Annotated in this window: 19 protein-coding genes; 9 read left to right on the forward strand and 10 right to left on the reverse strand. The window is 35.7% G+C overall.

Annotated elements, in window-relative coordinates:
- Window positions 1–452: 452 nt before the first annotated feature.
- Both CWS31_RS03300 and CWS31_RS03305 read right to left on the reverse strand, forming a co-directional pair.
- On the reverse strand, window positions 453–1,931 hold the full coding sequence (locus tag CWS31_RS03300; RefSeq protein WP_101343882.1) for a DEAD/DEAH box helicase: 1,479 nt from the start codon (window positions 1,929–1,931) through the stop codon (window positions 453–455).
- 3 nt (window positions 1,932–1,934) lie between these two features.
- Window positions 1,935–2,459 (reverse strand): hypothetical protein, encoded by a 525-nt coding sequence (locus tag CWS31_RS03305; protein ID WP_101343883.1) that lies wholly within the window; start codon window positions 2,457–2,459, stop codon window positions 1,935–1,937.
- Between the two features lie 127 nt (window positions 2,460–2,586).
- Between CWS31_RS03305 and CWS31_RS03310 the strand changes: the two genes are divergently transcribed.
- The 3 genes from CWS31_RS03310 to CWS31_RS03315 are packed head-to-tail and all read left to right on the forward strand — an operon-like array spanning window position 2,587 to window position 3,178.
- On the forward strand, window positions 2,587–2,823 hold the full coding sequence (locus tag CWS31_RS03310; protein ID WP_101343884.1) for a helix-turn-helix domain-containing protein: 237 nt from the start codon (window positions 2,587–2,589) through the stop codon (window positions 2,821–2,823).
- 29 nt (window positions 2,824–2,852) lie between these two features.
- The gene (locus CWS31_RS17915) at window positions 2,853–2,981 is read left to right on the forward strand and encodes a hypothetical protein (protein WP_281286817.1); all 129 of its coding nucleotides are present in this window, start codon (window positions 2,853–2,855) and stop codon (window positions 2,979–2,981) included.
- Window positions 2,978–3,178: a hypothetical protein gene (locus CWS31_RS03315; protein ID WP_101343885.1), complete on the forward strand. Its 201-nt coding sequence runs from the start codon at window positions 2,978–2,980 to the stop codon at window positions 3,176–3,178. The genes CWS31_RS17915 and CWS31_RS03315 overlap by 4 nt, the downstream gene beginning before the upstream one ends.
- Window positions 3,179–3,198: 20 nt before the next feature.
- Here the strand turns inward: CWS31_RS03315 and CWS31_RS03320 are convergent, their stop codons facing one another.
- The 8 genes from CWS31_RS03320 to ubiG form a co-directional block, all read right to left on the reverse strand.
- Complete coding sequence (locus tag CWS31_RS03320) at window positions 3,199–5,388, reverse strand: ATP-dependent DNA helicase (RefSeq protein ID WP_101343886.1); 2,190 nt, start codon at window positions 5,386–5,388, stop codon at window positions 3,199–3,201.
- Complete coding sequence (locus CWS31_RS03325) at window positions 5,388–5,831, reverse strand: hypothetical protein (protein WP_101343887.1); 444 nt, start codon at window positions 5,829–5,831, stop codon at window positions 5,388–5,390. Before CWS31_RS03325 ends, CWS31_RS03320 begins: the two co-directional genes overlap by 1 nt.
- A gap of 2 nt (window positions 5,832–5,833) precedes the next feature.
- On the reverse strand, window positions 5,834–6,229 hold the full coding sequence (locus CWS31_RS03330; protein ID WP_101343888.1) for a hypothetical protein: 396 nt from the start codon (window positions 6,227–6,229) through the stop codon (window positions 5,834–5,836).
- Entirely contained in the window at window positions 6,230–8,434 is a 2,205-nt protein-coding gene (locus CWS31_RS03335; protein ID WP_101343889.1) for a site-specific integrase, read from the reverse strand. It lies immediately after the preceding gene.
- Window positions 8,427–10,058 carry a site-specific integrase gene (locus CWS31_RS03340; RefSeq protein ID WP_101343890.1) on the reverse strand — a complete coding sequence of 544 codons (1,632 nt, stop codon included), beginning with the start codon at window positions 10,056–10,058 and terminating at the stop codon, window positions 8,427–8,429. The genes CWS31_RS03335 and CWS31_RS03340 overlap by 8 nt, the downstream gene beginning before the upstream one ends.
- Before the next feature lies 1 nt (window position 10,059).
- Window positions 10,060–11,283, reverse strand: coding sequence for a tyrosine-type recombinase/integrase (locus CWS31_RS03345; RefSeq protein ID WP_101343891.1), 1,224 nt, complete (start codon window positions 11,281–11,283; stop codon window positions 10,060–10,062).
- A 141-nt stretch (window positions 11,284–11,424) separates the two neighbouring features.
- Window positions 11,425–13,698: a class 1a ribonucleoside-diphosphate reductase subunit alpha gene (nrdA, locus tag CWS31_RS03350; RefSeq protein WP_101343892.1), complete on the reverse strand. Its 2,274-nt coding sequence runs from the start codon at window positions 13,696–13,698 to the stop codon at window positions 11,425–11,427.
- 639 nt (window positions 13,699–14,337) lie between these two features.
- Window positions 14,338–15,060, reverse strand: a complete 723-nt coding sequence (ubiG, locus tag CWS31_RS03355) for a bifunctional 2-polyprenyl-6-hydroxyphenol methylase/3-demethylubiquinol 3-O-methyltransferase UbiG (protein WP_101343893.1) — start codon at window positions 15,058–15,060, stop codon at window positions 14,338–14,340.
- A 357-nt stretch (window positions 15,061–15,417) separates the two neighbouring features.
- Between ubiG and gyrA the strand changes: the two genes are divergently transcribed.
- From gyrA to ihfB, 6 genes are all read left to right on the forward strand, one after another.
- Window positions 15,418–18,153, forward strand: coding sequence for a DNA topoisomerase (ATP-hydrolyzing) subunit A (gyrA, locus tag CWS31_RS03360; protein ID WP_101343894.1), 2,736 nt, complete (start codon window positions 15,418–15,420; stop codon window positions 18,151–18,153).
- A 160-nt stretch (window positions 18,154–18,313) separates the two neighbouring features.
- On the forward strand, window positions 18,314–19,399 hold the full coding sequence (gene serC / locus CWS31_RS03365) for a 3-phosphoserine/phosphohydroxythreonine transaminase (protein ID WP_101343895.1): 1,086 nt from the start codon (window positions 18,314–18,316) through the stop codon (window positions 19,397–19,399).
- Window positions 19,400–20,680, forward strand: coding sequence for a 3-phosphoshikimate 1-carboxyvinyltransferase (aroA, locus tag CWS31_RS03370; RefSeq protein ID WP_101343896.1), 1,281 nt, complete (start codon window positions 19,400–19,402; stop codon window positions 20,678–20,680).
- A 169-nt stretch (window positions 20,681–20,849) separates the two neighbouring features.
- A complete protein-coding gene (gene cmk, locus CWS31_RS03375; RefSeq protein ID WP_101343897.1) occupies window positions 20,850–21,530 on the forward strand; it encodes a (d)CMP kinase in 681 nt (226 codons plus the stop codon).
- A 179-nt stretch (window positions 21,531–21,709) separates the two neighbouring features.
- Window positions 21,710–23,371 carry a 30S ribosomal protein S1 gene (gene rpsA, locus CWS31_RS03380; RefSeq protein ID WP_101343898.1) on the forward strand — a complete coding sequence of 554 codons (1,662 nt, stop codon included), beginning with the start codon at window positions 21,710–21,712 and terminating at the stop codon, window positions 23,369–23,371.
- Window positions 23,372–23,565: 194 nt separating this feature from the next.
- The gene (gene ihfB / locus CWS31_RS03385) at window positions 23,566–23,853 is read left to right on the forward strand and encodes an integration host factor subunit beta (protein WP_101343899.1); all 288 of its coding nucleotides are present in this window, start codon (window positions 23,566–23,568) and stop codon (window positions 23,851–23,853) included.
- The last annotated feature ends 128 nt before the right edge of the window (window positions 23,854–23,981 follow it).

The raw sequence follows: 23,981 nt of genomic DNA on the forward strand, positions 1-23,981 counted from the left end.
GCGTAAATTTCATTAGAAGGTTCGTTAAGTAACTGGGGTTTAGTTGCGTTAAGAGCGTCTCTCATTTTATGAGGCGGGGTAGCTTTAAACCATTCCATTTCGAACTGTTCAATAGTGCTAAACAGCGCTTCTGACTTCTTAAATATATGTAGTTTAATGGAGCCTAAGTCTTCATTATTCTCGATTGGTATAAAACCTATAACCATTTTCCTTATTAATTGGAAGTTCATATAAAGAACCAGACCTTTTAGGTCAAAGCCAATATTTTCCGCAATCTGATAAATGATGTAACTGTTCAGAGCCGGAGCTTAACCGCCAAGACTCACCATTTAATTAATCACCTGACCAAGAAGCAAAAAATCGATGATAACCCTTTTCATTGGCAAGGGTATTTTGGGGTACAACCCAGCCTTTTACATTATATTTCATGGTTTGTTCCAAAACAGTTATAGCTATATGTTGATAAGGTTCATTGAGTTAAGCCTGTTCATCGTACAAGTAGATATTTGAAACATATCTATATCCTCAATTTTTAATTGTTTGTGCTTGAATCTCCCCTCAATATCTATCAAACGAATGTTCTCATCTAAATCTCCTTGGCCGATAGCGGGGAAGCCCTGCTCATCATTATCTGTTTTTAATTGCTCTAGAAGCTTTAATTCAATAGAGCCACAATCGTCAACAATATCCATATTTGAGGTAAGCTCTTCGTCACCGTCTACATCTACAATTTCAGTTTGTAATTCTTCATCCATGTTAATTATAGTGACAGCGCTTAACCCATCAGGAATATCTTGGGCTACTCTAGAAGTAAACTCTAATAGGTTAGGTTCCGCAGGAATGAACATGTAAGCCTCTTGGTTTCGCTCGTTTGTTTTTCTTAAAATCCGTCCTAAAATTTGGCGGAAATACATCTCCGTTTTAACATTAGTAAGGTTGCAACAAACCTGTAACCTAGGAATATTGGTTCCTTCACTTACCATGCCGACACTAATTAACCATTTATCATGACTCTTTCTAAATTGCTTAATGATTGTATTTGGTTTTTTTTCATTGCTAGTCACAATAATTGCTTCTGTATTAAACAGGCTCTTCATTATTTGTTTTATTGTTCTAGCATGTTCAATTGATGAGGCTACTACTAAACCACCTGCCTTAGTATTAATACCTCTTATCTCATTCAGCTTATTTATTGCCCTGTATAAAACTTGTTCGATGACCAGTTGATGTTTTACGATTTGACTATAAGAAATAATGTTTTGGGAAAGTACATCTAGAAAACTAATAAAATTATGTTTTTCATCATTTTTAGTAACTGTTATTTTGTCATTGTCTATTGCTACTATTTGCGGCACGCGGCAAACATCATCCAGAATGGCTTGCTTTAGACCATATATGTAATCACATATTACTTGCCCTGATTTTTTACAATATTCAGATAGCGCAATTGGCAATGAGTCAGATCGCCAAGGAGTACCTGTCAACGCGATAGTATACGCAGCCTTATCTTGTATCCGATTAATGATAGGACTACCCCAAGAGTTGGCATCATATTCACTTGAACCTGCACAATGATGAATTTCATCAAAGATCACAAATACTCTATATTGCTCGAACAGACGCCATGTTTTCTCACCTATAGAACTCAATTTCTGATACGTAAATGAATCGCCTAAAGCGCCGAGAGTCCCATCAAAATGAGTACCGAACTGATCTACTAAAGAATCGCTAAAGTCTGAAGAAACAACTGATGAAGGTGAAAAACACATAACAAGGTCGATTAAACCTTGCTCATGTAGCTTCTTTGCAAGAACTGAAGCCATAAGTGTTTTGCCTGCACCTGGTGTTGCTAAAGTTAAAAAATGTTTTTTAAAATTATATTTAGAAATTGCAGAGTTAATACACTCTGACTGCCAATTTCGTAGTTTCATTAATTATGCCTTTTTATGTTGGTTGATTAGATCATCTAAGATATTTATTTTGCCTATTAGCATGTGGTTTTGTTCTTTTAAAATGTCATGTTTTCTTTTTAAAGTAGTGTATAACCCAGGATATCTACCTCGTAATCTGAGGCACTCGTCAAGAGAACCAAGCCCTTCAATTAACTCTTTTTTATATTGGTTAATTTTAAAAATCAGTTCTTTTTGTATTGAGTTAGTTGGCACTTGTATTGGATTTGATTTAATAAAATCTAACGTATTACTTTCTAAAAAGTTAAAACTCTCAGTTTTAGAATAACGTGTTACTTTCCTTTTTTTTGATGTCACTTTTTCTATCCAACCCCTCCTTTCTAACTTTAATAGCTCTTCATATATAAAGCGGCGCACTTCAGCTGGAACTAACTTTTCATCTTTAGTTATAGCAATATATGCAGTTCTAATTTCAACTGCTGAAAAGTGGTTAATATTCGGCATAGATATTATTTCAATGAATGTCTTATTTAATTTGATTGTCTCCATGCATAAATCCCAACTAATATAGTAAAATACCCATAATTATGCGTATACGCATAAAATATGGATTATATGCAATCGTGAAAGTCAAAGCAATATGGGATATTAACTCTTTTATCCTAGAGACTTTTAAATGGATGATTTTGCGAAAATTATAGGTAAAAACATTAAAGTAATGAGGGTGCAAAAAGATATGAGTCAAGCTGAATTAGCTTTCTCGGCAGATATTGATCAAAGTTACTTAAGTCGTGTAGAAAATGGGACTGTTAATGTTACGGTAATCAAACTAAATAGAATGGCAGTTGTGATGAACTGCACAGTGCAGGAATTATTGCCAGCAATGGATTTGAGCCAAGGCAACAATGTTTAATTGATATTGTTTAGAATTTAAGGATGAGAATGAGCACAACATCAAAGATCAAGTTCCTTTCTTCAGATATAAAAAAGGATAATACTTCAAGCAGAAGAGAACCTCTTGAAATTGATTTAAATAATGAAGAAGAAAGCGATGGTTTAAAATCATTTTGAGTTCTTTTTTAGCTCTAGAATGGTGTGACGTTAATGTGCAATTGTTTGAAGAATACGTTGGTCACTATGCTGAGTTAATTACGGAAAAGCAATTTGCAAGGTTTAGAGAGCAGGAAAATTTAAGTGAATCTTCTCCAGTTTATCGAATTTACAAACTGTGGGGTGAGTTAGTTTTTGAAAATAAGCTAACTCACTAAGAATGGTAGTATCTATTAAATCAATCTATATTTGAATGAAATAAATGTTTTAATAATGTTTGTCGCTTTAACGAATTAGATCGTGAAAGAGCGTTATAAAAATCAGTTTTATTGCCGATAAATACAACTTGTTCTGTAGCTCTAGTTAATGCTGTATAGAGAAGATTACGATCTAAATTTCTACCTTCTCTCACTACCACTATTACTCTAGTAAATTGACTTCCTTGGGCTTTGTGAACTGTCATGGCATAGGCATGTTCGAGGTCACTTATGTCAGAGGAGCTTAGAGTTACAACATTGCCTGAAAAATCTGCAATAATTCCGTCACTAAATTCATCCTTAGCAATGACTTTACCAATAGAGCCATTTCTAAGATCTCTTTGGTAATCATTTCGCTTATACATAACTAATTCACCAGTGCGAACTGCTCTTCCTAATAAACTATGGTTTACCCAGCCAAATTCTTCATGCTCAAAAGTTAACCTCTTACCCTTAATAAAGTTGTCGTGAATTAAAGCATTTAAATTTTGTGTTCCGCCATTGTCATGTCGAACAGGGGAAAGGATCAAAACATCATTATTGCAGCCATCGCCACCTAATTCTTGATAAGTTTTGAGTACATTTGTTTGCAAATCAATTTTTTTTGAGTCTATAAAGCTTACACCAATGCCTTTGCCTCTATAATCTGAAAAGGCAATTGAACTTGATTGTGCATTCCAGAAGCGCATTGCTTCGGAAAGTAGAGGGATTCCAGAACTTTCTTTTTGGCGTTGTATTTCACTTAGATGTGCATGTGGAATACTCAGACTGACTAATGTGTGTAAGGTCAACCCAATGCCAACAGGCGGAAGCTGTTCTTGATCACCTGTTAATATTAAACGTCCATTCTTTGGGATTTTTCTAAGAACTTGGTAAAGCGAAAGGACATCAACCATTGATGCTTCGTCAATGATGATAACAACATCATCAGCTAAACAGTCTTCCTTCACGTTGTGCAAGAAACCAGCGATAGTCATTGCATCTCGACCAGTTGTTTCTGTTATGCGCTGAGCTGCTTTTCCTGCTAAGGCCATCAATAAAATTTGAGTTGTTTGCTTTAACTTTTCAAGTGTAAAGCAAATTGCTTCTAATACGGTTGTTTTGCCGCAACCAGCTCCGCCTGTCAAAATTGTTACTCCATTTCCAAAGCAAAGCTCTACTGCAAATTTTTGTTCTGGTGTAAGGCTAAATCCAGCAATGGACTCATACTTTCTAATATAATATTGTGATTTTTGTTGCGTTGGTTTCGGGTAGGTACGATTTATTAGTTGGTTGGTAAAATCAACTATACCGGATTCAATGATATTCATACTTTTGACTTGAACCATGTCATTTATAATAACAACTTCTCCTTGTTCAATTGAGTGCTGTATTGCTTTCTCGGTATGTTCAGAGTTACCTAAAAGTCTTTTTAATTGGTATCTCCATTTCGAAGTTTTAAGGCAAGTATTTCCGCCTTTGAAGGCATTAAATAATATAGACTTGGCATATGCTGCTAACCTATCAGGGTCAGTTGGATGTCTTTTAAGGCGATCTAAAGCAAAAGCATCGATAAGGTTTAAGTCTGCTTCAAACGCTGTCAGAAAATAAGGGTTTTTAGTAATTTGTTGGTATGCGTCAATTCCCCATATTTTTAGAATTGAATCACCAATTCTTGGTGGTACACCGAGTTTATCTAGTAGTTGAAGAGCAGCTAGTTCTTCATATTCTTGAAGGCCATTGATTAATCGTTTTGCAACATTCTCACCTACGATAGGTAATAATCGTTCAATGTTGTCGTTCAAAGCTATGGTTATCAGCTCACCTCCAAAAAATGAGATTAACTTTTCTGCCTTAATTTCACTTATGCCTCTAAACGATGGGGATTCAGATAGCAGTTTCTTAAGATTTTCGTGTGCTGCTTTAACGAAATCAAGGCTCTCTGGAATGATCACTTGCTCAGTATGCTTTGTTCCATCTTTCCATTCTATGACTTGTTGCGAGATTTCTCCTTTCACTTTCCAAATATGAGTCTCTTTGAAAAGTTTTGGAGAGCGAGTGACTTTATAACTTGCCTTGATAACAAAACGCCTAGGTGTAGGCTCTAATGTAATAGACGAAAAAATAATTCCTCCTGAGAACCCCCTTTTTCTAATCCTCCTGATCTGTATTTCACCGTTAAAAGTTGCCATCACAGCTTGCCTGTTCTCATCATATATTCTTCAAGCATGATTAATTTTTCTAGTTTTTTCTGGGCCGATTTTAGCTCTCTTTTTGTGTCATAAAGCTCTTGCTCAAGGGTTGCGTATTTTTCTTGCTGGATTTTAGAACGTCGATTTTCAATAGCCTGCGTGGTTACATAATTGGTATTATTTAGCTTTTGAGATGGGCTTCTTTCATCTTCTATTAGTATGCCTTTATTTAGAAGTTCAGCTTCAATTTTTTTCCAAACTTTATGTATCTGTCCATTTCCGGTAATTCTCTTTCGATCAAATTCACACTCTCTGGCAACCATTTTTTTATTTAAGCCTAATCTATTTGATAATACATAGTCTTCCCAGTCACACAGCTCATCCCGTTGCCGCTTCCATTCTATGAACTTGTTAAAATTTATTATTGATTGAGGATTACTCATGACTAAGCCTGTCTATGCTTCATTAATTTATTAGGGTATATAAATTGAGGGTCAATGCCATGATCTTCTAACATTTGGTAGCAATCATTAAGGCGTAACTGAAGCTCAGATTTTTCTAGTTCTAACCGTTTTATTTTTTCAGCTTGTGTTTCTAGTTGAGTCTTTTCGCCTGTTGTCTTCGCTGGGCCATATATTGGGTTGGTGGATTTGTAGTTTTTTAAAAATTTCTTAACTTCTTGGAACTCTTTTAAATATGTTTTATTTCGATTTAATGTTGCTCTACCCAAATCTAGATTATCCATGAAGTATTTATGCCCAAATTCAGATTTATATTCGGGATTATCTCTAAAAAACTGTAAGGATAAAAGAGCCTTATTCGTCCAATCATCTTTAGCCATTTAATCTTTCTCCGGTACAAATACTTGAACTATGTCTATTTGACCTTTCTGGTTCTTTTTAGCTTTGTTATATGATGAAATGGCTTTTTCACAACCATTAATAGTATCAATACAATATTGAATATGTTGATCTAAAGGCTCTTGTCTATTTAGTGTACTCATTAACTCTTTATAATTTGGTAAAAGAGCACTCAGTTGGTTTTCGTATAATATTTTTGTGTTTTGTATATTAATCAAAGCTTCATGATCATCAGGATCAATACCGAAATGTTGGCATCCGTCACCATTTTCACCTCTTAAACACATCATACCTTTATCACAAGGATTAATGTCCAAATCGCGTTTGCATGTTCCCCAAGGTGTGAAATGTAAAACTGATAGGCTATGAATCACAGCACTCTCAATTTCATCGAGTGAAACGTTGTTATCTCTCATTCTTTTTATTCTGGCTCCTAATGCATCATCAGGGGGAGGATCACTTAAATATTTTCTTCTTAATGCTTCAGCCCGTTCTTTAGCAGTCTTATGATCGTATTGTCTTGATTGCCCTGGTTGTCGTCCCATGAACTTATCGATCATCATTTCATTTTTACCTGATCTTTTTAAAGCGGTTGTGAGCCAATGCCTAAATTTTTTAGATGTTATTGACACTGTAATACCATCATCATTATTAATATCATAACGTTGAAAGACGGTAAGACTTTTAGAGCTGTCTTTGGAAAACCAATTAGATATGTTTCTCGGAGTCATAGGTCGAGGTAGTAAACCTTGACCAACAGATTGAGCGCTAAATGTATCTTCAAATATGCAAAATAGATGTTTACTAAAAGGTAAATTATATTGGTAAGTTTTAGACTTTATTTTAGTCTTTAGTACGCCATCTTCAGTAATGTTTTCTTTAAAAACGATGCTATGAGATTTATTCCATCGATTAATTAAAGCTTTAATTACCATTGTCTTTGAATAAATAACAGTATATCTTTTTGCTCTATCATTCGAATTTTTTACTGAAATTTTTCCCTTAGCTGCTGTTTCAAAGTCTTTATGGCGTAATGTAGACCAGGGTAAAGTTGTATCTGTTGGTGTGGGCTTTTGATTTATCTCACTTCTAATAAAATAATCGTTCGCTGAAAAGCCTGCTGAGGTTATTGCTTCAACTATTTCCTGAGAGCGATTACTAAAATTTAAAAGTTTAGATAGAGCTAATTCTGCATTTTTCTCAATTTTAACAGATCTTGCTCTTGACGTTTTTGTTAACTCTAAAATTCGTTCAATGGACGTTTTAATGATGTCTTGCCAAATCCTAGGACATGGACGAGCAGCAGCTAGCTCACCTTTTTCTGTTAATACCCGTAAAAAATATTTTTCATTCTTTTCATCATATCCTAAGGCGTTTTCAGGCAAACGGCATAATTCTCCAACTCTTAGCCCAAATGCAAGGAAGAAGGGTATCGCTAATAAGCGTAGTTCATCGTACCCTGGTTTTGGTTGTCCATATATAGGGCGTTTATTCATCTTAATTAATTCAATATCGTTATCAAACCTCTGTCTGACAAACCCGACATACTTATCAATATCTTCTAAATATACATCACTACTTCTTTGCTTGAATTCTTCAGTTGTGACATTAGATTGCGAAACAGCAGGATTTACCATATTAATTTTAGGTTCAAATGAGCTTACAAGTTTGGTTGGTATTAATAACTTACTTATAAATGAACGAACAATTTTTACTCTTTCATATGGGCCACGCTTAACAAATTCTTTTTTCATTAAAGGTATAAATGAATCGAGTTTATCTTGATTTACTTTGGAGATATTTTCTAATTTAAAATTTATATGATGGAAGAACCAGGCTATTGCTCCAACTTTTGCTGATGTTGCTTTAGCAGATGTGCCCTTTTTCAATGAACGAATACAATATACTTTTAATAAATCAGAAAATAGATCTGGGATGATAACTCTTTTATTCTCATGTGTTTTACTTGTAACTACATTTTCATCTAAATCGAAAGGTTTAGTAAAATATATTCGCCTACCACTACACACCCAATAGTAGTGACTCCAATCTCCCAAAATATCCCCTTTGATTTTTAATGAGTTGAAAGAACTTCTTTCATCATTAGTGATGCTTTTTATGCGTTTGCTAAGCTGTGTTAGTTTTAGAGATGTCTTAGTTTCTGAAATATCAATTATTTTAGTCATTGTTTGAAGCCTCGATAATTCGTTGAGCTTCGACTATTTCTAACGCACCTTGATATGCTTCATCCAATTGGTGCTTTACAGGGCCTGTAGAATTATTTTTTAAAAACTCTCTTTGCTCAGTTATAAAAATAAGTTGGCCTTTATGGTTTGCTTTTTTATAAGGTCGAAACCTAGAACAACCGTAACAACTAACAGTGGGGTGCATATCACAAAGAGATTTTTTAAGACACTTTCCAAGTGATATGATATCTGTAAGTTTTATCACTGAACCGTCAATCGAATCATCGGCTTCGTCAATCAAAAAACCTTGCCAACGTTGAACAGAATTTTTCAATGTTATAGAAGAGTCAAAGGTGTCATCTATAAAGTCTATAACGTCACGATTGTATTTAAAGTAATGCTTCACAGAAGCTGTTGTACTGTGATCAAGGGCAATGGCAACTTCTTCAGGTGTCTTGCCGTCCATGACCATTCTAGTACCAAGAGTATATCTGAACCGATAACAATTCATTTTTAGGATAGCAGGACTACCATCATCGTTATTTATATGTTTTGATTTTATTCTTAGTTTGATCCCCAAACGTCTAAAGGATTGATAAACCCTGGATGAATCAATGTGCCAAGCATAATCAGCTAGTTTTTTATGTTTTAATAGCTCGTCATTAATTGTTTTTCTTTTAAATAAAGGTCTTGGAAGTTCTTCTCCATCGTTTCGATAAAAGTATTTTGATTTGTCTGATTCGATTAAAACATTTAAATCTTGCGCTATTTCAAGTGGTAGCTCTCGAAGTACAAAGTTATTTTCATTACGTCTTAATTGAGAAACCCTTCCTTTTACCCTCGTTATATTTATGTACCAAACTAGCTTTTTTGTATCAAACCATATATCTGACTCTCTAATTAAAGCTAATTGTAATGGGCGTAATCCATATTGTTTTGCAAGTTTTACTAAGCAACGCTCAAAAATAGAAATGTTTCTATTTTGTATTAATTGACATATTTCAAAAATTTCTGAACGAGTAAATGGGCCATTTTCATGATCAAGTAATGAAACATTAGCCTTATTACCAAGAGTTGGGATTTTTATTTCATCTAACTTAAAAATTAGTTGTTCGTTGAACCCCCAATAATCATTTTCAATCAGATAGTTAGCTAACATCCTCAAAGATAAATATATGCTTTGGGTATCTGAATACTTTAGAACTAGTGATGATAACTGGTTATTAAACTCAGTTTTAAAAAGAACTTCATTTTCTAAAGCTTTTTTACTTAGGTATATTTCTGATAGGGCTTTCAGGCCAATGGTTAAATGATTTACACTGGCTGGACTTTGCTCAATAGCTTTGTCGATAATGCACATTATTGCTAAAAAATTGAGATATGGATAATCACTATAGTTATCGCTAAAAGGATAACTAACAATATCCTTAGCCAAATTAACTATACGAATAGATTTAATTAATTTACCGTTGCTTTGTCTAATAGTTATATTTTGCCCATGAAATGTTTCAATTGCATAAGGAATATTCTCATAGTCGCCGTTTAACCTTAATACCTCATCGTACATGTATTGATAATAATCAACTCTATCTTCAGGTAGGTAAACTGTATGAGCATGCGCCATTTTACTTCTCCTTTCCTGCTAAATAATCACGAATCTTCTTCTGTATATGGCTATTAGTGTATCGTTTTGGCATAGGACTAGTGCTAGACCACCCCCCCCAAGTTGTTAGTGTATCTTGCATATCACCAGACTTTATTATTGGGGAGTTACTATTCTCATATTCACTATCTACAGCTTCTCTTATGATGATCCCACGAGTAACCCTTAATCGATGGGAGGCGATAGCATCCTTTAATTCAGGAACTTTTTTATATAGGGAGTCCAAAATATAGTCAACACCAGAAGTGGTTAATGCTCCACCATCTTTCTCACTGAGAAATAAGTAATCAGAAGCTAAAAAACTGTGAGGCTTTTTCAGAGTAGGGCGATATTCTTCAATGTAAATAATCAATAGATCTTTTAAACCTGGACTGATGGGAAGCTCTCGGTTCAGGGTTTTATGTGATGCGCCGTCTTTTCGATTACGACTTGGGGCATCATCATTGTGTTCAATGACAATGGTGGCGTTGGTTGTTAATTTTAATTGTTTGTCGATATTTCTAATTAATACTAACTCAGATTTTCTACAACCTAGTTCAAAAAATAACAGGATAATGCAAGCATTTCTGACTTGTAGTCCTGGTCGAAACGGATTGATTTCATTAACAATAGATTCATCAGATGGACGTATTATATCTTTAATAAGGTTGATTTGATCCTCATCAATAGGCTGGGCATATCTTGTTGCATTTTCTACTTCAGCCTTGCTGAATTTGTTTTTCTTTATTAGTTTAAGAACTCTTACTAATTGTTTGTTGTAAGCATCAATCTTATCAATGTCATTTAATCGCTCTATGTAGCGAGTATAGTTAAAGCGGAAAAAGGAGGTTATAGAATCTATTCGGCGATTAAAAGTGCTGGGTTTTACTTTCACAGCATCTTCAAAGTCGTATTTAAAGTTTAATAAAAGAGTAGATATAAGGTCAGTTAATTGCCTTTGACCCAAGAATTTAAGTTGTGCAGCATCATCAAGAAATAATGGATAATGCCTATCTACGTATTCATAGAAAACACTTAAGTCTTCTAAGCGCGATTTACAAGTATTGTATTTTGAAGATAACCATAGATGCCACCCCCACAACGCAGCGGATGGTAAAGGTAAGTCAAATTGTTCACTATCTACTAATATTGGTATTAGCTGATTATTATATTGGGGGTGAGGTATGCTCTTTACAATATATCTCATAATGAAACAAAAATAACACAAGGAAGATATCTTAAAGATAGTACAAAAAAAGGATGTGTCAAGCACATCCTTTAACTAACTTAAATATATGAACTTTTTTAAGTTACCCACAAAAATGAGACATTATGGATAACTCAGGAACTATATTTTACAAGCGCCGCCTGAACAATCGTCATCATCATCTACTCCAACGTTGTCGCTAGCACCGTCACGGGTATTATGATAATAAAGTGTTTTAACTCCAAGCTTATAGGCAGTTAGTATGTCCTTTAAAATTTGCTTAACAGGTACTTTACCGCCTTCAAATTTATTTGGATCATAGTTAGTGTTCGCCGATATAGTTTGATCTACAAACTTTTGCATTATAGCAATTAGCTCTAAATAGCCTTGATTATCAGGAATGTTCCATAATAATTCATAGTTACTTTTAAGTCTTTTATACTCAGGAACTACTTGCTTCAATACACCATCTTTACTGGCTTTAACACTGATTAAACCACGCGGCGGTTCAATACCATTAGTTGCATTCGAAATTTGTGATGACGTTTCTGATGGCATTAACGCCGATACTGTAGAGTTTCTGACGCCATGTTCAACTATACTTTTACGTAAGCCTTCCCAGTCAAGATGTAAAGGCTCTGCGGTAATATCATCAACTGTTCTTTTATACGTATCAATAGGTAATATACCTTGTGATAAACGAGTTTCATCAAATTTAGGACAAGCGCCTTTTTCTTTTGCTAATTCATTACTTGCTTTGAGTAAGTAAAATTGAATTGCTTCAAAAGTACGGTGAGTGAAATTATTTGCACTACCATTTGAATAATAAAGACCATTTTTAGCAAGGTAGTAGGCAAAGTTGATAACACCTATACCTAGTGTTCTACGCGCCATACTTGCGCTTTCTGCGGCTTTTATTGGATAGTCTTGATAATCTAATAAGTTATCTAAGGCACGAACCGCTAGGTCTGCTAACTCTTCTAATTCATCTAATGATTCGATAGCGCCTAAGTTAAAAGCAGAAAGCGTACAAAGTGCTATTTCACCGTTTTCATCATTAACATCGTTCATTGGCTTAGTTGGCAAGGCAATTTCTAAACATAAATTACTTTGGCGGATAGCCGCTTTTTCTGGTTGGAATGGACTATGTGTATTACAGTGATCAACGTTTTGCAGGTAAATACGACCGGTGCTAGCACGTTCTTGAGCAAATAAGGTGAATAACTCTACCGCTTTAATTTTTTTCTTACGAATAGACTCATCGTTTTCATATTGCTCGTATAAAAGCTCAAACTTATCTTGATCTTCGAAGAATGCGTCATAAAGGCCTGGAACATCACTTGGACTAAACAAAGTAATATAACCGCCTTTAATTAAACGCTGGTACATTACTTTGTTAAACTGCACACCGTAATCTAAATGGCGAACTCGGTTTTCTTCTACGCCACGGTTATTTTTAAGTACCAGTAAGCTTTCAACTTCTAAGTGCCATAATGGGTAGAATAATGTCGCTGCGCCGCCACGTACACCACCTTGCGAACAACTTTTAACAGCTGTTTGAAAGTGTTTATAAAACGGAATACAACCAGTGTGGAATGCTTCACCACCACGAATATTACTTCCTAATGCACGAATTCGACCTACATTGACACCGATACCAGCACGTTGAGAAACGTATTTAACAATAGCGCTTGATGTTGCGTTAATTGAATCTAAGCTATCACCACATTCAATTAATACACATGAAGAAAATTGACGGGTTGGGGTACGAACACCTGCCATAATAGGGGTAGGTAATGATATTTTGAAAAGCGAAATCGCATGATAAAACTTTTCAATATAACGTAAACGGGTTTCAGCTGGGTATTTAGCAAATAAACAAGCCGCCACTAAAACATAAAGAAATTGAGCGCTTTCGTAAATTTCACCATTAACACGGTTTTGAACTAAATATTTACCCTCAAGTTGTTTCATTGCTGCATAACTAAAGTTTAAGTCTCTGCTATGATCCATAAACAACGCCATATGCTCAAAATCATCTTTGGTATAATCGGTTAGTAAATGTTCATCATACTTGCCAGCCGCAACTAACTTCACAACATGATCATACAGGGCAGGAGGCTCAAATTGACCATAGGCCTTTTTACGTAGGTGAAATACCGATAAACGTGCCGCTAAATATTGATAGTCAGGTGTTTCTTCTGAAATTAAATCAGCTGCTGATTTGATAATGGTTTCATGAATATCTTCAGTTTTTATGCCGTCATAAAATTGAATATGAGATTTTAATTCTACTTGCGAGACAGATACTTGTTCTAAGCCATCAGCAGCCCAAGCAATGACGCGATGGATTTTTTCTAAATCGATGGTTTCTTTTTTACCATTACGTTTAGTTACAGAAAGGTTATTGTTCATGAAGTACCTGCAAAGCGGTTGTGTTATTGATTTTTTATCATCCTTAATAGAAGGATTTAAAACGTCCCTAATAAAAACCCATGTATGCGTTAAATAATCACTTATTAAGTTCGCAATACTTAAAATAACAACTGAGCATCAAATGCACAATATCTAGGGCTTTTTATAATTCTAGACACAAGATAGTGAGATTTGACCTTTTTTGCAAGAGTTTAAATTACTTGTTTTAGACTATTTTTTTAGGATGATTTTAATGGTTAGTAATGACTAACCTAGCAAGACTATCTATTTTTTGGAATTTAGTAAAAGCAATGATTATTTTAGCTAATTTATCTTAGTAAAAAAATAGTTTAGTTTTTCCAATTAAAAATGCATGAAGACTTGCTTGTTTATATTGATTAAAAATAAATACTTAAATAACAGTTGGTTAGATGTTGTTTTTGAGTAGCGATTAATCTTCAAACAACTTGCTTACTTAACAAACTTGTTATGGGTGATTTAACAACAGCTTTAAAAAATTGTTTTCAAATAACGGACTTTATAACTATTTATCCCGAGCTCAAGTTTTTTTATTTCATCACCCCATAAATACGAAGAGTATTCAGAATTTTTATAGTGATGGGTTTGTTAAGTTAAGTATCACAATTTACGGCAACACAAAATGTAGTTTACATCGAGAGAATCGATTAATTTATGATTTTCAGTAAGCGGATTATAATGAATCCCCGCGGCATCAATACATTTTAAATCGAAGTCTTCAGCCCAAGTGATTAATTGAGAAGGTTTTATAAATTTATCGTGATCATGAGTACCGTTTGGTACTAGCTTTAATACTTTTTCCGCAGCAACTATTGCGAGTAAATAAGATTTTATACTTTTATTTAATGTTGAAAAGAATACTAAACCACCGGGTTTTACTAAGGTTGCACAGGCGTGAATTACTGATGCAGGGTCTGGTACATGTTCAAGCATTTCCATACAGGTTACAACATCAAAGCTATTCGCACTTTCTACAGCTTTTTCTTCTGCGGTGGTTTTTTGGTAACTAATAGGTAAACCCATTTCAAGAGCATGTAACTTTGCCACGTTAAGTGGCTCTGTACCCATGTCAATACCAGTAACACTTGCCCCTAGTTTAGCTAAAGACTCCGATAAAATACCGCCGCCACAACCAACATCTATGGCTTGTAAGTTTTGTATACCATCAAATTGTTGGGCAATATGTTGACAAATAAACTGCACTCTTAACGGGTTAATTTGATGAAGTGGCTTAAAGTCCCCGGTTAAATCCCACCATTGACTAGCGACTTCTTCAAATTTTGCAATTTCATCTTCATTTACGTTAAGTGGTTTGGTTGTCATATCATTTTATTCTAGTTAACTTTAAGTTTTTTGATTCTAAACTAAAGTCCTTTTTAAACAAAGTAGATAGATCATTTTTAACGATTTTAGATGTTTTTTTAAACGGTTATTATTATGCGTAAAAACCTTTAAATAAAGCAGTATTGCATCAAACATTTTTATGCTAGTATGCTGCGTTGAAAACTATTATTAGTGTCTTTTTAGGCGCCTAGTTAACCATAAAATAGTTAATAGAATTATTAATAATAAAAATCTTTAAAATAGCGCTTAGCTAATATTTATAAAGCCTAGCTACAAACGTAGTGAAGTTATATGTATTGTTAAGCAAAAGAATTAGTTAAGGGATACCATCGATTTATGTCCGATCTGGCCAAACAAATAGTTCCAGTTAATATTGAAGATGAACTAAAAAACTCCTATTTAGATTATGCTATGAGCGTAATAGTTGGGCGAGCACTGCCTGATGTACGTGATGGCTTAAAACCAGTACATCGTCGCGTTTTATTCGCCATGGATGTTTTAGGGAACGACTGGAATAAAGCTTATAAAAAATCTGCCCGTGTGGTTGGTGACGTTATAGGTAAATATCACCCGCATGGTGACACTGCTGTTTACGATACCATCGTTCGTATGGCTCAGCCGTTTTCATTACGTTATATGCTTGTTGACGGGCAAGGTAACTTTGGTTCTGTTGATGGTGATAGCGCGGCTGCAATGCGTTATACCGAAATTAGAATGTCAAAAATAGCACATTCCATTCTTGCCGATTTAGATAAAGAAACCGTTGATTTTGTACCTAACTATGACGGCACTGAACATATTCCTGCAGTAATGCCTACACGAGTACCGAACTTATTAGTTAATGGTACATCGGGTATTGCTGTTGGTATGGCAACTAACATTCCGCCACATAACTTAACTGAAGTTATCAACGGCTGTTTAGCGCTTATCGATAACAGTGAAATAACTTTTGAAGAGTTATTAGAACATATTCCTGGTCCTGACTTTCCTACCGCAGGCATCATTAGTGGTCGTGCAGGTATTGAAGAAGCTTACCGTACGGGGCGTGGTAAAATAAAAATCCGTGCTCGTGCCGAAATTGAATGTCATGAAACTACGGGTAAAGAAACGATAATCGTTCATGAATTACCTTATCAAGTTAACAAAGCACGCCTTATTGAAAAAATGGCAGAGCTTGTTAAAGAAAAACGTCTTGAAGGTATTTCAGCTTTACGTGATGAGTCTGATAAAGACGGCATGCGTATGGTAATTGAAATCAAACGTGGTGAAGTAGGCGAAGTTGTTTTAAATAACTTATATAAGCTTACCCAAATGCAAGTCTCTTTTGGCTTAAATATGGTGGCGTTAACTAATGGCCAACCGAAAATATTTAACCTAAAAGAAATGTTAGAAGCGTTTGTACTTCATCGCCGTGAAGTAGTGACACGCCGTACTATTTTCGAATTAAGAAAAGCCCGTGATCGCGCGCATATCTTAGAAGGTTTATCTATTGCGCTAGCAAACATTGACCCAATTATTGAGCTAATTAAGCAATCTACTAACCGTAAAGAGTCGGAAGAAAAACTTATCGCTCAAGGTTGGCAGTTAGGTGATGTTGCCCATATGCTTAGCGAAGCGGGTAATGATGCAGCACGTCCAGAATGGTTAGAGCCTCAATACGGTATTCGTGATGGTTTATATTATTTAACTGCAGAGCAAGCTAAAGCGATTGTAGATTTACAATTGTACAAATTGTCTGGCATGGAACATGAAAAAATTCTTAGCGAGTACAAAGCGTTATTAGACTTAATTGCTGAGTTAATGCACATTTTAGCGACTCCAGCACGATTAATGGAAGTTATTTGTGAAGAACTTATTGCTATTCGTGATGAGTTTGGTGATGAACGTAGAACTGAAATTACCAATGCTTCACATGACTTATCTCTTGAAGACTTAATTACCGAAGAAGATGTGGTAGTTACCTTATCGCATGAAGGTTACGTTAAGTATCAAGTATTAAGTGATTACGAAGCGCAGCGTCGTGGTGGTAAAGGTAAAGCCGCTACTAAAATGAAAGAAGAAGATTTTATTGAGCGTTTATTGGTTGCCAATACTCACGATACTATTCTTTGTTTCTCAGATCGCGGTAAGCTTTATTGGTTAAAAGTATTCCAATTACCGCTTGCAAGTCGTACTGCACGTGGCCGTCCAATTGTAAACATTTTACCACTTGAAAGTGATGAACGTATTACGGCTATTTTACCCGTACGTGAATATGCTGATGACAAGTATATTGTAATGGCAACCGCCTCTGGTACAGTTAAGAAAACGCGTTTAGATGCATACTCTAATCAACGTGCTAACGGTATAATTGCCTTAAATCTTCGTGATGACGATACCTTAATTGGTGTTGATATCACTGATGGTAACAACGACATTATGTTGTTCTCTGATGAAGGTAAAGTCGTTCGTTTTAACGAAAAAGTACGTGATAGCGAAACAGGTGAAATTAAATTAGACCCTGAAACTGGCGAACAACGTTGGGCATTAAAACCTATCGGTCGTACAGGTACTGGTGTTCGTGGTATGAAACTTGAGGGTGAGCAGAAAGTTGTTTCTCTTATCGTACCTAAAAATGATGGACCAATCTTAACTATTACTGAAAACGGTTTTGGTAAACGTACAGCTTTAGCTGAATATCCAGCGAAGAGTCGTGCAACTAAAGGTGTTGTTTCAATAAAAGTAAGTGAACGTAACGGTAAAGTTGTTGGCGCAGTACAAGTTGAAGAGCTTGACGAAATAATGCTAATTACAGATAACGGCACCTTAGTTCGTACACGTGTTAATGAAGTAAGTGTTATTGGTCGTAACACGCAAGGTGTTCGTTTAATTCGTACCGCAGAAGATGAGCATGTAGTTGCCCTTCAACGTATCGATGAAATTGAAGAGCCTGCAGTGATTGAAGGTGATGTACTTGTTGAGGGTGAAATACCTGAAGGTGAGAGTACTGCTTCAGTAAACACAGCAGATGCTGGTGAGCAAGATGTTGAACAAGACGATATCGACACCGAAGAAAAAGATCTAAACGAATAATTTTCGTTTTAATAAGTAAAAAGGGCGGCTAGTATCCGCCTTTTTTACTATGTAAAGATAAGTAAAATCCATATCGATGTACTTTAAAATGTTCGTCGAACGTATTTAAATAATCGTTAATCAACGAGTTAACCAAGTAGTAAAGTGAGTAGAACAGAAAATGTCTGAAATTTTTAATTTTTGTGCTGGCCCAGCCATGTTACCAAAACCTGTTATGGCTAAAGCACAACAAGAGTTTTTGAATTGGCAAAATACTGGTAGCTCTGTAATGGAGTTAAGTCATCGTAGTAGCATATACATGAAAATGGCAGCAAAAGCTGAAGCTGACCTACGTGAGTTAATGTCAATTCCAGACAATTATAAAGTATTGTTTTGCCATGGTGGCGGCAGAGGACAGTTTTCGGCAGTTCCATTAAACTTATTGCCAACTGGAAAGTCAGCAGACTATATCGTCTCAGGTTCATGGTCAGAAGCTGCAGCGGCAGAAGCACAAAATTTTGGTGATATTAATGTGATCAACATTAACCAAAACAAAGATTCTATTTCTACCTTATTAGACAGTAATGAATGGCCGCTTAATCAAGATGCTGCCTATGTTCATTATTGTCCAAATGAAACGGTTAATGGTTTAGAAATTAATAATATTCCTGACACAAATGGTGTGCCATTAGTTGCTGATATGTCTTCAACTATCTTATCGCATGAAATTGATGTCAGTAAATTTGGTTTAATTTATGCGGGTGCACAAAAAAATATTGGTCCATCAGGTTTAACGATCGTAATTGTACGTGAAGATTTACTTGGCAATGCACACAAAGCTACGCCATGTATTATGAATTACAAGATGTCAGCTGATAACGATTCAATGTACAATACCCCGCCAACTTACGCTTGGTATCTAGCGGGTCTTGTATTTCAATGGTTAAAAGATTTAGGCGGTGTAAAAGCTATTGAAAAAGTTAATAAAGCAAAAGCTGAATTACTTTATCAAGCTATTGATAATAGCTCATTTTATCTTAATCATATCGACTCGCAATATCGCAGTAAAATGAATATTCCATTTTGGTTAGCTGATGAATCATTAAATGAACAGTTTTTAAAAGAATCTGAGCAAGCAGGTTTAACTGCCTTACTAGGTCACCGAATTGTTGGTGGTATGCGTGCCAGTATTTATAATGCCATGCCACTTGAGGGTGTAGAAGCGTTAGTTAATTTTATGCAAGAATTTGAAAAGAGGGTTAGATAAATGGAACAGTTAACGTTAAATCCAATTAATAAAATAAATGGTGAAGTATTTTTACCTGGTTCAAAAAGTTTATCTAACCGTGCATTATTAATTGCTGCATTGGCAAAAGGTACAACTAAAATCACTAATTTATTAGTCAGTGATGATATTAAGCATATGTTAAATGCTTTATCGCAGTTAGGAATTAAATATAGTTTAAGTGACTGTGGTACTGAATGTGTGGTTGTCGGTAACAATGGCTATTTTAGTGCTAGTGAGCCGTTAGAAATATCATTAGGTAATGCCGGTACAGCAATGCGCCCGTTATGTGCTGCACTTGCAGCAAGTAATGGTGAGTTTGTCTTAACAGGTGAACCGCGTATGAAAGAAAGACCGATAGGTCACTTAGTTGATGCTTTAGCGCAATTAGGTGCAGAGGTTGATTACTTAGAAAATAAAGATTACCCGCCAGTTAAAATTATAGGTAAAGCGTTAACAGGTAATACAGTTAGTATTGATGGTTCAATATCAAGCCAGTTTTTAACTGCCATTTTAATGATTGCACCGCTATTAACAACTGATACAAATATTCATATTGAAGGTGAGTTAGTATCTAAGCCGTATATTGATATCACCCTTGATATTATGTCCCGTTTTGGCGTAACCGTTACGAATAACGATTACCAATCTTTCACCGTTAAAGGTAAGCAATCTTATCAAGCTGTTGAAAAATATATGGTTGAAGGTGATGCATCTTCAGCCTCTTACTTTTTAGCTGCTGGGGCGATTAAAGGTGGCGAAGTTACTGTACATGGCGTAGGTAAACTAAGTGTACAAGGTGACAAACACTTTGCTGATGTGCTTGAAAAAATGGGCGCTGAAGTTATCTGGAATGATGAGTCAATTACAGTTATCGGTAAACCATTAACAGCGGTTGATATGGACATGAACCATATCCCCGATGCAGCGATGACTATAGCAACAACAGCTCTTTTTGCTAAAGGCACAACCACAATACGTAATATTTATAATTGGCGTGTTAAAGAAACAGACAGATTATCTGCGATGGCCACTGAACTTAGAAAAGTGGGCGCGACCGTAGTTGAAGGTGAAGATTACATTTCAGTAACGCCACCTGCAGTTCTTAAACATGCGGAAATTGATACCTACGATGATCATCGTGTTGCCATGTGTTTTTCACTGGTCGCTTTAAGTGATACACCGGTAACAATTAATGACCCTAAATGTACCTCAAAAACATTTCCAGATTATTTTGAAAAATTAAAGCAGGTTTCTTGCTAGTTTGAGTTACTTTCTAGGGGGAGTAACCTTGAACAATACATTGATTTCAACGTTACATATTCAATGTTAAATAAATAATTTAATGCGATATCGTTAATAAGTATTGAGTACACTATCAATCGTTATATCACGTATCATTTCGCCAATATTTGAAGTAGGAGAAAAACTTATGCAGGAAAGCATTCCAGTTATTACCATTGATGGTCCCAGTGGTGCAGGAAAGGGCACTATAGCTCGATTACTTGCCGAACAATTAGGTTGGCACTTGCTAGATAGTGGTGCCATTTACCGTGTATTAGCCGTTGCTATTCATCATCACCAATTATCACTTGATGATGAAGAGCCACTTGTCCCGGTTGCAGCACATTTAGATGTGCAATTTGAAATTAGTAGTCAAGGTGAAGCGAAAGTCATTTTAGAAGGTGAAGATGTTACCGATATTATTCGCACAGAAGAAATTGGTGAACTTGCTTCTAAAGTTGCAGCATTCCCTCGTGTGCGTGAAGCATTATTACGCAGACAGCGTGCTTTTAGAGTTAGCCCTGGTTTAATTGCTGATGGCAGAGACATGGGAACGGTTGTTTTTACTAATGCGCAGGTTAAGGTATTTTTAACTGCTAGTGCTGAAGAACGGGCACAAAGAAGATTTAATCAGTTGAAAGAAAAGGGTATTGATGTTAACATCGGGCGCCTTTTGAATGACATACGTCAACGAGATGAGCGAGATCAGAACCGCAAGGTTGCTCCACTTGTCCCGGCAGAGGGTGCGTTAATTATTGATTCTACTGATATTTCCATTGAGGAAGTGGTCAATGAAATCCTTATATTTGCCAATGGTAAATTAACATAATTATACGAAAGAAAACGTAAGAATACGAAAACACACCTTTGAACTAGTAAATTATTTTAATTTATTAGGATTAGAGACCTTTTAATAGAAAGCCTACTGTATGGACACACGGGGCATACTTAACCACCCCATGAAACAATGATGTTGAATGGATTAATAGCTGAGTTTATATACAAGTTATGACTGAAAATTTTGCACAACTTTTTGAAGAAAGTTTAAAAGAAATCGAAACACGTCCGGGTTCAATCATCCGCGGAACAATCGTTAAAGTTAACAAAGACAATGTAATTGTTGATGCTGGCCTTAAATCTGAGAGTGTTATCTCAATTGATCAATTTAAAAACGCCGCTGGTGAAGTTGAAGTAGTTGTTGGTGATGAAATTGACGTAGCTCTAGATGCAACTGATGATGGTTTCGGTGAAACGATTCTTTCTCGTGAAAAAGCAAAACGTCACGAAGCATGGCAAGTGCTTGAAAAAGCATACGAAGAAAAAGAAACTGTTATCGGTGTTATCAACGGTAAAGTTAAAGGTGGTTTCACGGTTGAAGTTAGCGATATCCGTGCTTTCTTACCAGGTTCTTTAGTAGATGTACGTCCAGTACGTGACACTGCTCACCTTGAAGGCAAGCCATTAGAATTTAAAGTTATTAAGCTTGACCAAAAGCGTAATAACGTTGTTGTTTCTCGTCGTGCTGTTATCGAAGCTGAAGGCAGTGCAGAACGTGATGAATTACTTGAGTCATTAGCTGAAGGCCAAGAAGTTAAAGGTATCGTTAAGAACCTTACTGACTACGGTGCATTCGTAGACTTAGGCGGCATCGACGGTTTATTACATATCACAGATATGGCTTGGAAACGTGTTAAGCACCCAAGTGAAATCGTAAATGTTGGCGATGAAATTCAAGTTAAAGTATTGAAATTCGACCGTGAGCGTACTCGTGTATCTCTAGGTATGAAGCAGTTAGGCGAAGATCCATGGGTAGCAATTGCTAACCGTTACCCAGAAGGTTCTAAACTTTCTGGTCGCGTAACTAACTTAACTGACTACGGTTGTTTCGTTGAAATCCAAGAAGGCGTTGAAGGTTTAGTTCACGTTTCTGAAATGGATTGGACTAACAAAAACATCCACCCATCTAAAGTTGTTAACTTAGGTGACACAGTTGAAGTACTAGTATTAGAAATTGACGAAGAACGTCGTCGTATTTCTCTAGGTCTTAAACAGTGTATTGCTAACCCTTGGGAAGAGTTTGCTAAAAACTTCAACAAAGGCGACAAAGTATCAGGTAAGATCAAGTCAATTACTGACTTCGGTATCTTCATTGGTCTTGACGGCGGCATTGACGGTTTAGTTCACTTATCTGATATTTCATGGGCTGGTGGTGAAGAAGCTGTTCGTGAATATAAGAAAGGCGATGAAATCGATGCTATCGTACTTCAAGTTGACCCAGAACGTGAGCGTATCTCGTTAGGTGTTAAACAAGCTGAAGACGATCCGTTCAATATGTATCTTGCAGATAAGAAAAAAGGTGCTATTGTTACAGGTAAGGTAACTGAAGTTGATGCTAAAGGCGCAACTATTGAGTTAGCTGAAAGTGTTGAAGGTTACCTTCGTGTTAGCGACATCTCTGTAGACCGTATCGAAGATGCATCTACAGTATTAAAAGTTGGTGACGACGTTGAAGCTAGATTTATGGGTGTGGATCGTAAGAACCGTACTATTAGTCTATCTATCAAAGCAAAAGATCAAGCTGATGAACGTGAAGCAATGGAAAACCTAAACCAAGTTGAAGAAACTGGTTTAAGTGCTATGGCTGCAGCGTTTAAAAATGCTAAAAACTAATATCCCTTTTGGGAACTAGTTTTACTTTGCAATGGTGCTGTAATTAATACAGCAGGTGAAAAGAGTATTTATCACTGTCGTGGTGGTACTCTTTTCTTATTTTAAACGCCATTGGCGGAGCCCATTTTTACTGTGAATTATTATTTTTGAAACAGTAAAGTTGCGCGGTGCTAGGTAAATACTGAGGTGTCACTATGACTAAGTCAGAACTTATTGAAAAATTAGCCGATAAATTAAGTCATTTATCCGCTAAAGAAGTGGAAAAATCTATAAAAGAAATCTTAGAATTAATGGTACAGTCACTATCTAAAGGTGATCGTATTGAAATTCGTGGTTTTGGTAGCTTTTCATTGCATTATCGCGCACCACGAGTTGGAAGAAATCCGAAAACTGGTGAATCGGTTGAATTAAGTGGGAAATACGTTCCTCACTTTAAACCAGGTAAAGAGTTACGTGAAAGAGTTAATCTTTCAGGTGCTTAAATTGCAAAGCGAACTAAAAAATTAGATAATAAACGGCATGTTAACCATGCCGTTTTTTTTTGCCTAAGTGAACTAGAGCTATTAGAGCTTAAGCATTATAATAGATCTAATACCAATTTGATTAAGTT

Source organism: Colwellia echini (assembly GCF_002843355.2).
GTDB lineage: Bacteria > Pseudomonadota > Gammaproteobacteria > Enterobacterales > Alteromonadaceae > Colwellia > Colwellia echini.

What these genes read in the sequence shown, in the direction of transcription:
- CWS31_RS03300 (WP_101343882.1), bottom strand. Translation starts at nt 1,931, where the DNA reads ATGAAACTACGAAATTGGCAGTCAGAGTGTATTAACTCTGCAATTTCT.
- CWS31_RS03305 (WP_101343883.1), bottom strand. Translation starts at nt 2,459, where the DNA reads ATGGAGACAATCAAATTAAATAAGACATTCATTGAAATAATATCTATG.
- CWS31_RS03310 (WP_101343884.1), top strand. Translation starts at nt 2,587, where the DNA reads ATGGATGATTTTGCGAAAATTATAGGTAAAAACATTAAAGTAATGAGG.
- CWS31_RS17915 (WP_281286817.1), top strand. Translation starts at nt 2,853, where the DNA reads ATGAGCACAACATCAAAGATCAAGTTCCTTTCTTCAGATATAAAAAAG.
- CWS31_RS03320 (WP_101343886.1), bottom strand. Translation starts at nt 5,388, where the DNA reads ATGGCAACTTTTAACGGTGAAATACAGATCAGGAGGATTAGAAAAAGG.
- CWS31_RS03325 (WP_101343887.1), bottom strand. Translation starts at nt 5,831, where the DNA reads ATGAGTAATCCTCAATCAATAATAAATTTTAACAAGTTCATAGAATGG.
- CWS31_RS03330 (WP_101343888.1), bottom strand. Translation starts at nt 6,229, where the DNA reads ATGGCTAAAGATGATTGGACGAATAAGGCTCTTTTATCCTTACAGTTT.
- CWS31_RS03335 (WP_101343889.1), bottom strand. Translation starts at nt 8,434, where the DNA reads ATGACTAAAATAATTGATATTTCAGAAACTAAGACATCTCTAAAACTA.
- CWS31_RS03340 (WP_101343890.1), bottom strand. Translation starts at nt 10,058, where the DNA reads ATGGCGCATGCTCATACAGTTTACCTACCTGAAGATAGAGTTGATTAT.
- CWS31_RS03345 (WP_101343891.1), bottom strand. Translation starts at nt 11,283, where the DNA reads ATGAGATATATTGTAAAGAGCATACCTCACCCCCAATATAATAATCAG.
- nrdA (WP_101343892.1), bottom strand. Translation starts at nt 13,698, where the DNA reads ATGAACAATAACCTTTCTGTAACTAAACGTAATGGTAAAAAAGAAACC.
- ubiG (WP_101343893.1), bottom strand. Translation starts at nt 15,060, where the DNA reads ATGACAACCAAACCACTTAACGTAAATGAAGATGAAATTGCAAAATTT.
- gyrA (WP_101343894.1), top strand. Translation starts at nt 15,418, where the DNA reads ATGTCCGATCTGGCCAAACAAATAGTTCCAGTTAATATTGAAGATGAA.
- serC (WP_101343895.1), top strand. Translation starts at nt 18,314, where the DNA reads ATGTCTGAAATTTTTAATTTTTGTGCTGGCCCAGCCATGTTACCAAAA.
- aroA (WP_101343896.1), top strand. Translation starts at nt 19,400, where the DNA reads ATGGAACAGTTAACGTTAAATCCAATTAATAAAATAAATGGTGAAGTA.
- cmk (WP_101343897.1), top strand. Translation starts at nt 20,850, where the DNA reads ATGCAGGAAAGCATTCCAGTTATTACCATTGATGGTCCCAGTGGTGCA.
- rpsA (WP_101343898.1), top strand. Translation starts at nt 21,710, where the DNA reads ATGACTGAAAATTTTGCACAACTTTTTGAAGAAAGTTTAAAAGAAATC.
- ihfB (WP_101343899.1), top strand. Translation starts at nt 23,566, where the DNA reads ATGACTAAGTCAGAACTTATTGAAAAATTAGCCGATAAATTAAGTCAT.